Origin of the sequence: Nonomuraea longicatena (assembly GCF_039525605.1) — a bacterium.
In the GTDB taxonomy this organism is placed as follows: domain Bacteria; phylum Actinomycetota; class Actinomycetes; order Streptosporangiales; family Streptosporangiaceae; genus Nonomuraea; species Nonomuraea longicatena.
The window spans coordinates 112,821-126,401 of record NZ_BAAAHQ010000035.1 but is presented as its reverse complement, the minus strand read 5'-3'; the positions used below and the strand labels follow the sequence as shown (position 1 = coordinate 126,401).

The window sequence follows — 13,581 nt, the reverse complement described above, 5'->3', positions numbered from 1 at the left end:
GCGTTTGCGAGGAGGCATCGGGTGAGCTGAGTCCGGGTCGTGTGCGCATTCGTACGATCTGCTCCGGGTTCACCGCATATAGGGTCACAAACCCCTACTCGTCCCGAAAATGGGACAACGGACGACGATTGTTCGTGGCGGGCATCACCCACGCCTGGCCGCTGAGCGTCCATCCCGCCGTGCGTCGTGGTGTTCCCGAACACGGCGGTGCAGCGCCCCATCGGCTCGTCCTCGGATCCGAGAAGGGGGAACCGTGAAGCTGGCCGTTCAGGAGCACCTGCTGCCGGGGCGCAGCCTGCAGGAGAAGTTCGTCTTCGCCCAGGAGGCCGGGTTCGACGCCATCGAACTGCGGGGCAGGGGCGACTTCCACTTCGCCGGGCGGCTGACCGAACTCAAGCGGGCGCTGGCCGACGGGGTCGTCATGCCCACCGTGTGCGTGGACATGCCGCACTTCATCGGCGATTTCGACCCGGCGAGACGGACGGACGCGATCCAGCAGTTGCGCTCGCAGCTGACCGTCATCGCCGAACTGGGCGGGCTCGGGGTCGTCACCCCGGCGTCGTGGGGGCAGTTCTCCCGGCACCTGCCGCCGTTCGAGCCGCCGCGCGGCCCGGCCGAGGACCGCGCGGTTCTCGGCGAGGCCCTCGCGGTGCTCGGCGAGCACGCCCAGCGCAACGGGGTGCTGATCATGCTGGAACCCCTCAACCGGTATGAGAACCACCTGGTCAACACCCTCGCCGAGGCCGTGGCGTACTGCTCCATGGAGTCCGTCAAGGTGGCCGGCGACACCTATCACATGAACATCGAGGAGGACGATCCCTGTCGCTCGCTGGCAGAGGCGGCGCCGTACCTGGCGCACATGCAGGTCAGCGAGTCCAACCGCAATCAGCCCGGCAGCGGGCATCTCGACTGGGCCGCGCAGCTGGCCACACTCGACGCCATCGGCTACGACGGCTACCTCGCGCTCGAGTGCCGCCTGCGCGGCGAGCCCGAGATCGTCCTGCCGCAGACCGCCGCATTCATCAGGAAGTTCCTGTGACCATCCTCCGAGAGGCCGTTCGCGTCCTCGTCGCGAACTGGGACGGCAGCTACACCGTTCCCTCACGGCGCCTCTACCCCCACCAGTGGAGCTGGGACTCCGCCTTCATCGCCCTCGGCAACGCACGCTGGTCCCCCCGGCGTGCCAGAGCCGAACTGCTGTCGCTGTTCGGCGCGCAGTGGCGGGACGGCAGAGTGCCGCACATCGTGTTCAACCCCGAGGTGCCGGAAGGCGCCTACTTCCCGGGGCCCGAGTTCTGGGACGTACGGGCCCCGTCGGGCACCGCGACCTCGGGCATCGTGCAACCGCCCGTCCACGCCCTCGCCGCCTGGCGGGTGCACGTGGGCGAGCCCGACCCGGCGTTCCTGCGCCGGATCTACCCCCGGCTGGTCGCGCAGCAGGAGTTCCTGCGCACCGCGCGGCGTTCGCCCGAAGGGCTGGTCTCGATCGTCCATCCCTGGGAGTCGGGCATGGACAACAGCCCGGCCTGGGACGAGCCGCTGGCCGCCGTACCCGCCACCTCGATCGGCGCGCAGCGCAAGGACCTGCGCCACGTCAGCGCCGACGAACGCCCCACCGACCGCGACTACGAGCGCTACACCGCGCTCGCCCGCGCCTACCGCGACACCGGCTACCGCCGCGCGGGCGCCTTCGCCGTCGAGGACCCGCTGTTCAACACCGCCTACGGGGTCGCGGAGATCGTGCTGGCGCGCATCGCCAAGGCCATCGACCTCGACCCGGAGCCCCACCGGCGCGAGGCCGCCGCGATCACCTCGGCCATGGTCGAGCACCTCTACGACGACGGCCTGTTCCACGCCCGCGACCTCAACACCGGCTGCCTGGTGCGCTCGCACAGCGCCGCCGGCCTGGTCCCGCTCATGCTGCCGGACCTGCCGCGCGAGGTCGCCAACGCGCTCATCGGCACCGCGCTCGACCGCTTCGAGATCAAGAGCGGCATGCTGCCGAGCTTCGCGCCCGGCGCGGAGGAGTTCGACCCGGCCCGCTACTGGCGCGGGCCGAGCTGGATCAACCTGACCTGGCTGGTCTGGCAGGGCCTGCGGCACCGCCGCTCCGACCTGGCCGACCTGCTGGCCGAGGGCATGATCGGGGCGATCAAGGCGAGCGGGTTCCGCGAGTACTTCAACCCGTTCAACCTGGCCGGGCACGGCTGCCGCGACTTCAGCTGGTCGGCCGCGCTGATCCTGGACATCGCCGCGGAGCACGGCCTGCACGGCGCGTCCGCCTCGCGCGGCGACCTTGCCAAGGAACTGGGAAGCCTCACCGGAGCCGACGACCTCGGCGACCACGTGCTCGCGTAGCACCCGGATCGCGGTGCCAGGGCCGGTGCTCGGGGCCGGTCCTGGCACCGTTCGCGTTGGATCCCCGCGTCCAAACGTTCTGCGGCGCGGGGATCCAGTAACAACGCTTTTTCTATGAAGATAGGGATATTCAGCGACAAAACATCCTCATTCGGGTTACGGTTCGCAAAGGCGGCACACAGCCATAGATCGCATCGAGTTGTCCGGGCATACAGAACGGCGGGCGACTCAGGCAATCGAAGCGTCGGTGAAACCTGAGAGGACGTCAGCGTGACGCGCGACGACATTTTCTGCACCGATGATGCCCATGCGACTATTTGACGGCACCGCACGACGCATCCCACATCTTGGGCAAGCCAATCAGGCGTGCCCAAAATTCACTAGCCGGGACAAAGTTCCGATTGGGATCGAGGTGAGTGCATGAGCACAGACCTGCGGGTCACGCAATGGTACGGCCGACGCACCAGCACCGCGTCGGACTGGCCACTGGACACACTCGTCGACGCGAAGGGCACGACCAGAATCAGTGTCGTCCTACCGGCCAGGAACGAGGAGAGGACCGTCGGCGCCATCGTCACGGTGATCAGGCGCGAACTCGAACACCTCGTGGACGAGATCATCGTGGTCGACTCCCGCTCCACCGACTCCACCGCCGAGGTCGCCGCAGCGGCCGGAGCCACCGTCGTCCACCAGGACGCGGTCCTGTCCCACCTGCCCGTCCTGTCGGGCAAGGGCGAGGCCCTGTGGAAAGGTCTCGCCGCCACCACCGGCGACATCGTCGTCTACGCCGACGCCGACGTCAGCAACTTCGGCTCCCACTTCATCACCGGATTACTCGGGCCGCTCCTGACCGACCCCGAGGTGCACTTCGTCAAAGGCGCCTACGAGCGGCCGCTGAACGGGCGCCGAGGCGAAGGCGGACGCGCGACGGAACTGGTCGCCAGACCCCTGCTCAACCAGTGGTGGCCGGAACTGGCGGGCTTCGTCCAGCCGCTCGGCGGAGAGTACGCCGCCCGGCGGGAGGTGCTCCAGCGGGTGCCGTACGTCACCGAGTACGGCGTCGAGTTCGGCCTGCTGGTGGACCTGCTCGACCTCATCGGCCTCGACGCCATGGCCCAGGTGGACCTGGGCTCCCGCGACCACGGCCACCAGAACACCCTCGCGCTCGGCCGGATGGCCGGGCAGATCATGGTCACCGCGTGGTCCAGGCTCGCCCGGCAGGGACGGCTGGTGGCCGCAGAGCCGCCCTCGCCGTCGCTGCTGCAGTTCGACCTCGACCGGCAGGCCGAGTGGGTGGACGTCTCCGTCGCGGAACGCCCGCCCCTCGCGAGCCTGGTCGCCGAAGAGGACGTGGTATGAGGATCCTGATGAACGCGGGCCCCTGGCTCCGGGTGCCGCCACCCGGACACGGCGGCGCCGAGCACGTCGTCGCCACCCTCGTGCCCGCCCTGCGAGAGCGTGGCGTCCACGTCACCCTCGCCACCGTCGGCGCCAGCACCACCAGGGCCGACCGGGTCATCGGGGTGTACGCCGACGGGCAGTACACGGCACTCCGGAAACCGTACAACCAGGCCATGGGCATCGCCCACGCGCACCAGACGCGGGTTGCCGCCGAGGCGCGCGACGGCGACTACGACCTCGTCCACGACCACCTGGAAGTCGTCGGCCCCGCGGTACTCGCGACGCTCGACGGCCCCCCGGTGCTCCACACCCTGCACTGGGACCTGCGCAGGCACCCGGCCTTCTACGCCCGCTGGCCGGAGGACGTCGCGGTGAACAGCGTCTCCTACGCGCAGTTCGAACAGGCGCCCGCCGCCCTCAGGTCCGCCTCGCTCGGCACCGCGCACCTCGCCACCCCGCTCACCGGCCGCGAGGTCCGGGGGCTCGGCGGCGACCACGTCGTCGTCATGGGCCGCATCGGCGCCGCCAGGGGCCAGCACGTCGCCGCCCGCCTCTGCCAGAAACTCGGGCTGCCGCTCGTCCTCGCCGGGCCGGTCAGCGGTCACGACGATCCGGACGAACTCGCCAGGCTGCTCGCCAACCCCGACCACACCCTCCACCGCCATCCCGACGTCCGCTACTACTTCGACGAGGTCGCCCCCTACCTGGACGGTGACCGGATCCGCTGGGCGGGCGGCGTCGGCGGCCACGAGCGGGAGCGCCTGTTCGCCGCCGCCCGCGCCGCGCTGTTCCCCACTACCTGGCCGGAGCCCGGCGCCACCGCCGTGGTCGAGGCCCTCGCGCTCGGCGTGCCCCCCGTGGGCCTGCGCCGGGGTTGCCTGCCAGAACTCATCGACCACGGACGCACCGGGTTCCTCGCCGACAGCGAAGAAGAACTCGCCGACTGGCTCCTGCGGATCGACGACCTCGACCCGGAGGAATGCCGCCGTGAGGCCCGCACCAGGTTCAGCCCCGGCGCCATGGCCGAGCGCTACCTGCGCCTCTACGAGGCCACCCGATTACGAAAAGCCGCGCGGCAACACCGCCACCGGGCACGCGGCAGCACGTAGCACCTTCATCGCCACCTCGCCGAGGAAGACCCGGTGAGGCTGCGCGTCCTCACTGGCCGCGCAGACCAGCAATTCGCCTGGAGGCCATTCGACGTCCGCCAGCGCCGCCGCGACGTCGAAGCCCTCCGCGATCTCGGCCTCCGCCTCGATCCCCGTGGCCTCCCACGCCAGCCGTACGGCCAGCGCCAGATCGTCGCGCAGCCGGCTCGGATCCTCCGTACGCAGATCGAGAGTGATCAGCCGCAACGGCACCTCCAGCCGCAGAGCGGCCCGCGCCACCTGCTCGACCGCCTCGTCGCACTGCGGCCGGTGCACATACCCCAGCGTCAGCCGTGACGGTTCCTCCGGAGGCTCGTAGCCCGCCGGGGCCAGGATCACCGCCTCCGGCGACAGATGCAGCAGATGGGCCGAGGTGCTGCCGACCGAGATACGCCCGTGCTGCCCGCCGCCCGCCGAGCCGACCGCGATCAGGTCCGCCTTGATCCTGCTGGCCAGCACCGCGAGCCCCCGGCCCGCGCCCCGGCTCTCGAACGCGATGTACTCCGCCTGGACGTGCTCGCCCAGTTGCTCGGCCGCGTGCGCGAGATTGGCCTGCGCCTCGACCGCCTGACCCGGGCTGCCCGGCGGGTAGATCGTCGCCACCGTCAGCTCGCCGCCGGTCACCCTGCCGATCGCGGCGCCGAGCGCCAGCGCGTCGCGCCCCCCGGCGTCCCCCGTGTAGCCCACGATCACGTGCTCTCCGATCACGCACCCTCCTCTACCCGCCGTGAACTGGGAATACGCGGTCGTTACCGGGAGTTGTACACCATCGGAGGCGGTTGCGACGTGAAGATCACATCAGATACCCGGTTCAACGGCTCCCATGGTCAGGTGACCCTCCGCGAGGCCGTCCGGCATCTTCGATCGCGCGAACTGGACTGCACGATCTCCCGCGAAACGCTCGACGGCAAGGCCAGGTTGTTCGTGGAGTGCGTGGAACACGGCTTCACTCCGTTGCGCGGCGAGATCATGGCGGCGTACTACGTGGCGGAGACCGCGGCGGCGGCCGAGGCGTACGCGCGGGGGCTGATCACCGGCGAGGAGCTTCGGCAGAAGGAACTCGACCTCGCCCGTATCGTGACAAGCTAGTCCTTGCCCGACGATCGGCGGGGGATATCGGTCCTTTGACCGAGTCCTGAGGCAGGGCCGATCATTAAAGTCGTGTCCAACGCCTCTTCATGGATTGGACTTCCCCCTTGTACCGCGACATCGTCGACTTCGCGCTCTCCACACCGAGGTGGGTGCACACCTTCGCCGAGGTGGGTACCGATGCCGGGCTGTTCGTCTTCGCGGCGCTGTTCGTGCTGTGCTGGTGGCGTGCGCGCAACGCGTCCGACCGGGTGCTCGCGGTCGCTCTGACCGGGCCCGCCGGTGTCGTCGGCACCTACGTGGTGAGCGAGATCATCAAGCTGGTCATCCAGGAGGACCGGCCCTGCCGCGGCATCAGGACCGTGGCGGCCTGTCCGCCGCTCGACGACTGGTCCTTCCCCAGCAACCACTCGGCCATCGCGGCGGGGGCGGCCGGTGCGCTGGTGCTGGCGTGGCGGGCGCTGGCGTGGCTCGTGATCCCGCTGGCCGCCGTCATGGCGTTCTCCCGGGTGTTCGTGGGGGTGCACTATCCGCACGACGTCGCCGCCGGGTTCACGCTCGGGCTGGTGCTCGCGCCGGTGTTCACGCTGATGCTCGTGGGGGCGGCCACACCGGTCGTACGGATGCTCCGGGCCCGCCTCCGCTGGGCCCAGCCCGCAGACCGGCCGCAGCCGCAGCAGCAGGCGTTCGACCAGCCCGTCGCGCAGCCCCAGGCGTTCGGGCAGACCCAGGTCCTCGGACAGTCGCAGCCCTACGAGCAGCCCCACGAGCGGCCTCAGCAATACGGTCAGCCCCAGCCTTACGGACAGACCCGCCAGTACGGCCAGTCCCAGCAGTACGGCCAGTCCCAGCAGTACGGCCAGCCGCAGCAGTACAGCCAGCCGCAGTCCCAGCCCCGGCCGCAGGTTTACGGGCAGGAGCCGCAGGCGCCCACTCAGACCTACTCCCGCGCTCAGCCGGGCCCCCACTCCCAGGGCGAGCCCCAGGCCGGCCCTCACTCGCAGACCGGTTCTCACTCGCAGGGCGAGTCCTATCCACAGGCCGATCGGCGTCCCCGGCAGTGACCCGGGCCCTGTGATTCCATGGGTCCTCTACGGCGTCGGAACGGGGAGGAAGCCGATGGATCTGGTCACGCTGCAAGAGATCCGGAAGGCGGCGGCGCGCATCGCCCCCGTCCTGGTCAGGACGCCGCTGGTGCCGGTCGGTGACTCGCTCTGGGTCAAGCCGGAGAGTCTCCAGCGTGTCGGCTCGTTCAAGATCCGAGGGGCGTACAACGCCGCACTCCAGGTCGAGCCGGGCACCGGCGTCGTGACCCACTCCTCCGGCAACCACGGCCAGGCCCTCGCCTACGCCGCCCATCGTCTCGGGCTGTCCTGCGTCGTGGTCGTCCCCGAGGGCACTCCGGCCGTCAAGTCCGACGCGATCGTCGGGTACGGGGCCGAACTCGTCGTCGTGCCACCGCCCGAGCGGATCGCCGCAGCCGAGCGGCTGGCCGGGGAGCGCGGCCTCACGATGGTGCCGCCCTACGACCATCCGGCCGTCATCGCCGGTCAGGGCACGATCGGCCTGGAGATCCTGGCGGAGCTGCCGGACGTCGAGGTCGTCCTGGTGCCGGTGAGCGGCGGCGGCCTGGCCTCCGGGATCGCGGCCGCGATCAAGGCTCTCGACCCCCGGGTCCGGGTCGTGGGGGTGGAGCCGGAGCTGGCCGCCGACGCCGAGGAGAGTCTCGAAGCGGGCTATCCGGTCTCCTGGGACACCTCGCGGACCTTCCGCACCATCGCCGACGGTCTGCGCGCCGACCTGTCGCAGCTGACCTTCGCCCACCTGCGGGCGCACCTCGACGGCATCGTCACGGTCACCGAGGACGAGATCCGCGCCGCCATGCGCCTGCTGGCCGGGGCCGGGCGCCTGGTCGCCGAACCCAGCGGTGCGGTCGCCACGGCCGCCTGCCTCGCGGGGCGGGCGCCGCAGGGCCGTACGGTGGCGATCCTGTCGGGCGGCAACGCCGACCCGGCGCTGCTGCGAGCGACGTTGTGACCCGCCGCTGACCGCCGCCCACGCCGGGCGGTGACGCTTGTGAGCCGCGTCCGGCCGCCCACGTCAGGTGGGTGACGCTGCGGGCCGGGCCGCCGTCAGGCCGTCCAGGGCAGGCGGGTCAGGAAGGAGCGGTCGCCGGTGGCGTACTCGCGGAAGGCGCGCTGCACGTCCGGGAGCTCCTCCACCATCGTGCTGCGCATGTCGCCTTCCTTGTACTCCAGTTCGTAGCCGGGCGACACCTGCAGGAAGTGCATGCCGAAGTTGACCAGGGCCACGAACGGGTTCTGCGCCGACAAGGTGGCGAGCACGTCGTGGATGAGGCCGAGGTCGGGGTCGGTGACGATCATGCCGTCGCCGGTGTGGAGCTGCATGCCGACGTAGACGCCGAGCGGCCCCATGTTGTGGACCAGGTCGCGCTGGGGGTCGTAGCAGACGAGGTCGTGCTCCTGTGCGAGCTCGAAGACCCTGCCGGACATCTCGTCCATGGACTCGGGGTCCATGGAGATCAGCACGTGTTCGGGGTAGACCGTGATGAGACCCGGCAGCTCCTTGGCGTAGTCGGGCTGGTCACCGCCCGGCTGCGTCTTCTTGACCGCCAGGTACACCGTCCGGGCCCGATCCCTGGTGATCGGTTCCGGTTCCTGCCAGACCATCAACTCAACGCTCACTAGCCCATCTTCCCGGACGATCGTCCCAGTCTGGGCGTTACGCCGTCATAGGCGGCAACAACCACGTGCCAGCCGTGGCTCATCCGCGTGGCGTCATCGTCCCGCACTCGTCCACTGCATCGGTCACTGCATCGGTCACTGCATCGGTGTTCGCGCGCTGTGCACGGGCTTCAGTACATCCGAGCCGTCCCTCCAGCGGCGAACCGCTTCTTACATGGTACGGCGGACGCCGACGGGGGGCATTTCCCGGGCCCGCGCACTTCATCGGAGGCGAGCGGGGTTGTGGGCCGCGGTCGGGGAACAGAACATGGGGGAGACCGCGAGGGAGCGCGCGATGGCCGAGACCTGGTCAGAAGATCCGTATCCGCGGGCCGTGACCGGCGGCGCCTCTGCCGACGTGCCCGGATGTTTCACCCTGTCCAGGGTGTGGATTTGGGCATCGCATAACGCATCGCATAACAACGGGCGACGCGTGGCGGGGTACCATCGTCCGGTCGAGATCAGCCCGCGTCCTTCGGTTTCCATGCGGTCGCCATACGTTCCGGCAACACGCCGACGCGGCGGGCCGAGGTCGTGCCGTGTCTAGGCCGATCTCCACCTACCGCCTCCAGCTGACCCCCGACTTCGGCTTCGCCCAGGTCGGCGAGATCGCCGCGTACCTACGCGACCTCGGCGTCAGCCACGTCTACCTCTCGCCGATCCTCCAGGCGAAGCCCGCCTCCGCCCACGGCTACGACGTCACCGACCACTCCCGGATCCGGGCCGAGTTCGGCGGCGCCCAGGGGCTGCGCGAACTCGCCGGGCGACTGGCCGCCCACGACCTGGCCGTCGTCCTCGACCTCGTGCCCAACCACATGGACACCGCCAACCGGTGGTTCCGGGCGGTGCTGCGCGACGGGCCCGCGTCGCCGTACGCGCGCTGGTTCGACCTGCACTGGAACAACGGCGAGATCGCGCTGCCGGTCCTCGCGGCGGGCGCGGCCGAGCCGCGGCCCGACGGCGACGTGCTGCGCTACCACGAGCACGAGTTCCCCCACCCCGGCCACTACCGGCTGGTCCCCTTCACCGAGGGGCCCGGCTACCGGCGCTTCTTCGACGTGTCGTCGCTGATCGGGTTGCGGGTGGAGGAGCCGGAGGTGCTGTTCGCGACCCACGAAGTGATCTTCTGGCTGCTCGACGAAGGGCTGGCCGAGGGGCTGCGCGTCGACCACCCGGACGGGCTGGCCGACCCGCGCGGCTACCTGGAACGGCTGCGCGAGCGCTCCGGCGGCGTCTGGACGGTCGTCGAGAAGATCCTGATCGGCGAGGAGCGCCTGCCCGGCGACTGGGCCTGCGACGGCACCACCGGCTACGACGTGCTCAACCGCGTCAACGGCCTGTTCGTCGACCCCGCCGGAGCCCGGCCGCTGACCGAGTCGTTCACCCGGTTCACCGGGCAGCGGGGCGACTATCCCGAGGTCGTCAGGCGCGCCAAGCACCAGGTGATCGAACTGTTCTTCGGCGCGGAACTGTCCAGGCTCGCGGCGGCCGCCGGCTGCGACCCCGCCGTGGTCGGGGAACTGCTCGTCGCCATGCCCGTCTACCGGGCCTACGTCGTACCAGGGGAGGATCCGCCCCCGCACTCGGTGGCGGTCGTGGAGGCCGCCGCCCGCCGCGCCCGCGCGGCGCTCCCTGAGGAGCGCTCGGCGGAGCTCGCCCGGCTGGTCCGAACGGTCCTGTACGGCCCCGCTGCCCCGGTCACCGCCTTCCAGCAGCTCTGCGGCCCCGTCATGGCCAAAGGCGTCGAGGACACCGCCCTCTACCGCTGGTACCCGCTGGCCTGCCTCAACGAGGTGGGCGGCGAGCCCGACCGGTTCGGCTGGTCCGTCGGCGAGTTCCACGACTTCTGCGCCGACCTGCGCCCTCACACGATGACCACGCTGTCCACCCACGACACCAAACGCTCGGAGGACGTGCGGGCACGGCTGTCGGTGCTGTCGGAGCTGCCGGAGGAGTGGGCCGAGGCGGTCGCGCGCTGGTCGAGGGTGCTGTCCTTCGATCCTCAGCTCGACTACCTCGCCTGGCAGGACCTGGTCGGCGCCTGGCCGATCTCGGCCGAGCGGTTCGCCGACCACCTGCTGAAGGCGGCCAGGGAGGCCAAGCTCCGGACCTCGTGGATCGCTCCCGACGCCGGTTACGAGGAGGGGGTCAGGGAGTTCGCCGCGAAAGCGGTCACGATGCCGGTGGGGGAGTTCGTGGCCACGGTGGACGAGTTCGCCCCCGCCAACTCGGTCGGCGCCAAGGTCGTGCAGCTGATGATGCCGGGGGTGCCCGACGTCTACCAGGGCAACGAGACGACGGACTTCTCGCTCGTGGATCCGGACAACCGGCGGCCCGTGGCCTTCCCCCGGCAGGCCGCCACGGAGTGGGACGCGCTCAAACTGCTCGTCACCGGCCACGCGTTGCGGCTGCGTCGCCGCCTGGGGGACGCTGCGCCGTACCGGCCGCTCTATGCCTCGGGGGAGGCGGCCGGGCACGTGATCGCCTTCGCCCGAGGGGGTCATGACGCGCATTTTCGGAGAAACGACGCGGGCGCCGGTAACGCCGAGGGCGATCAGGGAGATACCGGTGATGGTGCCGACGGCTGCGAAGACTCTGGCGGTGGCGCGAGAGTTCACGGGTACGCTCGCGCCGCCGCCGTCAGCATACGTGAGAACGCCGCTCGGGGGAGTGGCGTGAGCGCGCGGCCGGCCGATCGGGGCGTCGGCGGGGGAGACGGCCGAGGGCACGGGGCGGTCGTGGTGGCGACACGGCTGCCGGCAGGGCTGGCGCGTCGCGGTGGCTGGGGGGCCACCACGCTGACGCTGCCTGCCGGTCTGTGGCAGGACCTGCTCACCGCGAACCGCTACACGGGCCGCGTCCCGCTGGCCCACCTCCTGGCTCGCCACCCTGTCGCACTCCTGGAGAGACATGCGATTTGACGTCTGGGCTCCGAAGGCCACCTCCGTCGAGATCGAGCTTCCCCCTGGCAGCGCCTCCTCCCGTCGTCCGGACCCGCCGGTCACGCAGCCGGACCCGGTCACGGGCGAGGCGCGTCGCCGTCCGATGGCCGAGGGCGAGGGCGGGTGGTGGACGGTCGAGGTGCCGGAGGCCGAGCACGGCACGACGTACGGTTTCCGGGTCGACGGCGACGGCCCCTACCCGGACCCGCGTTCCCGGCGCCAGCCCGACGGCGTCTTCGGCCCCAGCGCCGTCTACGACCACGCCCACTTCACCTGGGGCGACCACGAGTGGACCGGCCGCGACCTGCGCGGCGCGGTGATCTACGAGCTGCACATCGGCGCCTTCACCCCGCAGGGCACCTTCGAGTCGGCGATCACCAGGCTCGACCACCTGGTCGAGTTGCAGGTCGACTTCGTCGAGGTCATGCCGGTCACCCCGGTCCCGGGCGGCCGCAACTGGGGCTACGACGGCGTCGACGTCTACGCCGTCAACGAGACGTACGGTGGCCCGGACGGCCTGAAGTCGTTCGTCGACGCCTGCCACCAGCGCGGTCTCGGCGTGATCCTCGACGTCGTCTACAACCACCTCGGCCCTTCGGGCAACTTCCTGCACCCGTTCGGGCCGTACTTCACCGGCCGCCAGGGGAGCTTCTGGGGCGAGGGCGTCAACCTGGACGGCCCGCTGTCGGACGAGGTCCGCCGCTACTTCGTGGAGAACGCGCTGCAGTGGCTGCGCGACTTCCATGTGGACGGCCTGCGGTTGGACGCCGTGCACGCGCTGCGCGACGGCCGGGCCACCCACCTGCTCGCCGAACTGGCGGCCGAGGTCGACGCGCTGGCCTGCGCGGTCGGCAGGCCGCTGACGCTGATCGCCGAGTCCGACCTGAACGACCCGCGCGTGATCACCCCGCTGGAGGCCGGCGGCCTCGGCATGACGGCGCAGTGGAACGACGACTTCCACCATGCCCTGCACTCGGCGGTGAGCGGCGAGAGCCACGGCTACTACGCCGACTTCGCCGACCTGACCGCCCTGGCCAAGGTGCTGACCGGCGGGTTCTTCCACGACGGTGGCAGGTCGGGCTTCCGAGGCAGGTCGCACGGCGCTCCGGCCGGGCACGTGCCCGGCCACCGCTTCGTCTGTTGCCTGCAGAATCACGACCAGGTCGGCAACCGGCCGCAGGGCGACCGGCTGTCGCTGGCGGCGCTGAAACTGGGCGCGGGCCTGCTGCTGACGGCGCCGTTCACACCGATGCTGTTCATGGGCGAGGAGTGGGGCGCGCGCACGCCGTTCCTGTTCTTCTCCGACCACGTGGAGCCCTCGCTGCGCGAGAGCGAGGGCGCGCGCCGGGCGCGGGAGTTCGCCGGGTTCGGGTATGACTGGGACGCCCCCGACCCCTCCGACGAGGAGACCTTCCACCGCTCGAAGCTCGACTGGGACGAGTTGAAGGACGAGCCGCACTGGTCGCTGCTGTGCTGGTACCGGGATCTGATCGCGCTGCGCAAGGCGCTTCCCGAGCTGTCGGACCCGAGGCTGGACCGGGTTCGCGTCGAGGTCGACCCTCTCAACCGGTGGTTGACGCTGTGGCGGAGTTCGCTCTGTGTAATCGTCAATTTTTGTCCGGATTCCGTGACAGTGTCCGTTCCTCCGGGTGTGGTGCTGATCGCCGCCGATGATCCTGTTTCTGCTGGCCAGGGCAGTCTGCACGTCCCCGGCCAGACGGTCGTGATCTACCGCGCGGTGATCTGACCGTTATCGCGACGTTGCTGGCCGTTACGTTCTTGCAGATATTCTGCAAATCGGTCGTCATCCCCGCGTCAAGTGATTTTCCTTGGCTTTTGACGACTTTTTCGTTGCGGGGGCGACACCTCCTTACCTGACCCTTCGCCCCTGTTCCGTGA

General features: G+C 70.4%; 11 protein-coding genes. 9 read left to right on the top strand and 2 right to left on the bottom strand.

Annotated elements, in window-relative coordinates:
- Nucleotides 1–253 precede the first annotated feature (253 nt).
- The 4 genes from ABD120_RS28150 (at nt 254) to ABD120_RS28135 (ending at nt 4,868) form a co-directional block, all read left to right on the top strand.
- Complete coding sequence (locus ABD120_RS28150) at nt 254–1,039, top strand: sugar phosphate isomerase/epimerase family protein (protein ID WP_343953144.1); 786 nt, start codon at nt 254–256, stop codon at nt 1,037–1,039.
- Nucleotides 1,036–2,358 (top strand): MGH1-like glycoside hydrolase domain-containing protein, encoded by a 1,323-nt coding sequence (locus tag ABD120_RS28145; RefSeq protein WP_343953143.1) that lies wholly within the window; start codon nt 1,036–1,038, stop codon nt 2,356–2,358. Before ABD120_RS28150 ends, ABD120_RS28145 begins: the two co-directional genes overlap by 4 nt.
- A gap of 420 nt (nt 2,359–2,778) precedes the next feature.
- Entirely contained in the window at nt 2,779–3,717 is a 939-nt protein-coding gene (locus tag ABD120_RS28140) for a glucosyl-3-phosphoglycerate synthase (RefSeq protein WP_343953142.1), read from the top strand.
- Nucleotides 3,714–4,868 (top strand): glycosyltransferase, encoded by a 1,155-nt coding sequence (locus ABD120_RS28135; RefSeq protein WP_343953141.1) that lies wholly within the window; start codon nt 3,714–3,716, stop codon nt 4,866–4,868. Before ABD120_RS28140 ends, ABD120_RS28135 begins: the two co-directional genes overlap by 4 nt.
- Here the strand turns inward: ABD120_RS28135 and ABD120_RS28130 are convergent.
- Nucleotides 4,818–5,615: a universal stress protein gene (locus ABD120_RS28130; protein ID WP_343953140.1), complete on the bottom strand. Its 798-nt coding sequence runs from the start codon at nt 5,613–5,615 to the stop codon at nt 4,818–4,820. The two genes, ABD120_RS28135 and ABD120_RS28130, sit on opposite strands and share 51 nt — an antisense overlap.
- Nucleotides 5,616–5,738: 123 nt before the next feature.
- Between ABD120_RS28130 and ABD120_RS28125 the strand changes: the two genes are divergently transcribed.
- The 3 genes from ABD120_RS28125 to ABD120_RS28115 all read left to right on the top strand — a co-directional run bounded on the left by ABD120_RS28125 (nt 5,739) and on the right by ABD120_RS28115 (nt 8,033).
- A complete protein-coding gene (locus ABD120_RS28125; RefSeq protein ID WP_343953139.1) occupies nt 5,739–5,996 on the top strand; it encodes a hypothetical protein in 258 nt (85 codons plus the stop codon).
- A gap of 107 nt (nt 5,997–6,103) precedes the next feature.
- On the top strand, nt 6,104–7,060 hold the full coding sequence (locus ABD120_RS28120) for a phosphatase PAP2 family protein (protein ID WP_343953138.1): 957 nt from the start codon (nt 6,104–6,106) through the stop codon (nt 7,058–7,060).
- Between the two features lie 55 nt (nt 7,061–7,115).
- Entirely contained in the window at nt 7,116–8,033 is a 918-nt protein-coding gene (locus ABD120_RS28115) for a threonine ammonia-lyase (RefSeq protein WP_343953137.1), read from the top strand.
- A 95-nt stretch (nt 8,034–8,128) separates the two neighbouring features.
- Here ABD120_RS28115 and ABD120_RS28110 read toward each other — a convergent pair whose 3' ends face one another.
- A complete protein-coding gene (locus tag ABD120_RS28110) occupies nt 8,129–8,701 on the bottom strand; it encodes a hypothetical protein (RefSeq protein ID WP_343953136.1) in 573 nt (190 codons plus the stop codon).
- Between the two features lie 578 nt (nt 8,702–9,279).
- On the opposite strand from ABD120_RS28110, the gene treY reads away from it, so the two are divergent.
- Nucleotides 9,280–11,661: a malto-oligosyltrehalose synthase gene (treY, locus tag ABD120_RS28105; RefSeq protein ID WP_343953135.1), complete on the top strand. Its 2,382-nt coding sequence runs from the start codon at nt 9,280–9,282 to the stop codon at nt 11,659–11,661.
- Entirely contained in the window at nt 11,651–13,429 is a 1,779-nt protein-coding gene (gene treZ, locus ABD120_RS28100) for a malto-oligosyltrehalose trehalohydrolase (protein WP_343953134.1), read from the top strand. The genes treY and treZ overlap by 11 nt, the downstream gene beginning before the upstream one ends.
- Nucleotides 13,430–13,581: the final 152 nt, after the last annotated feature.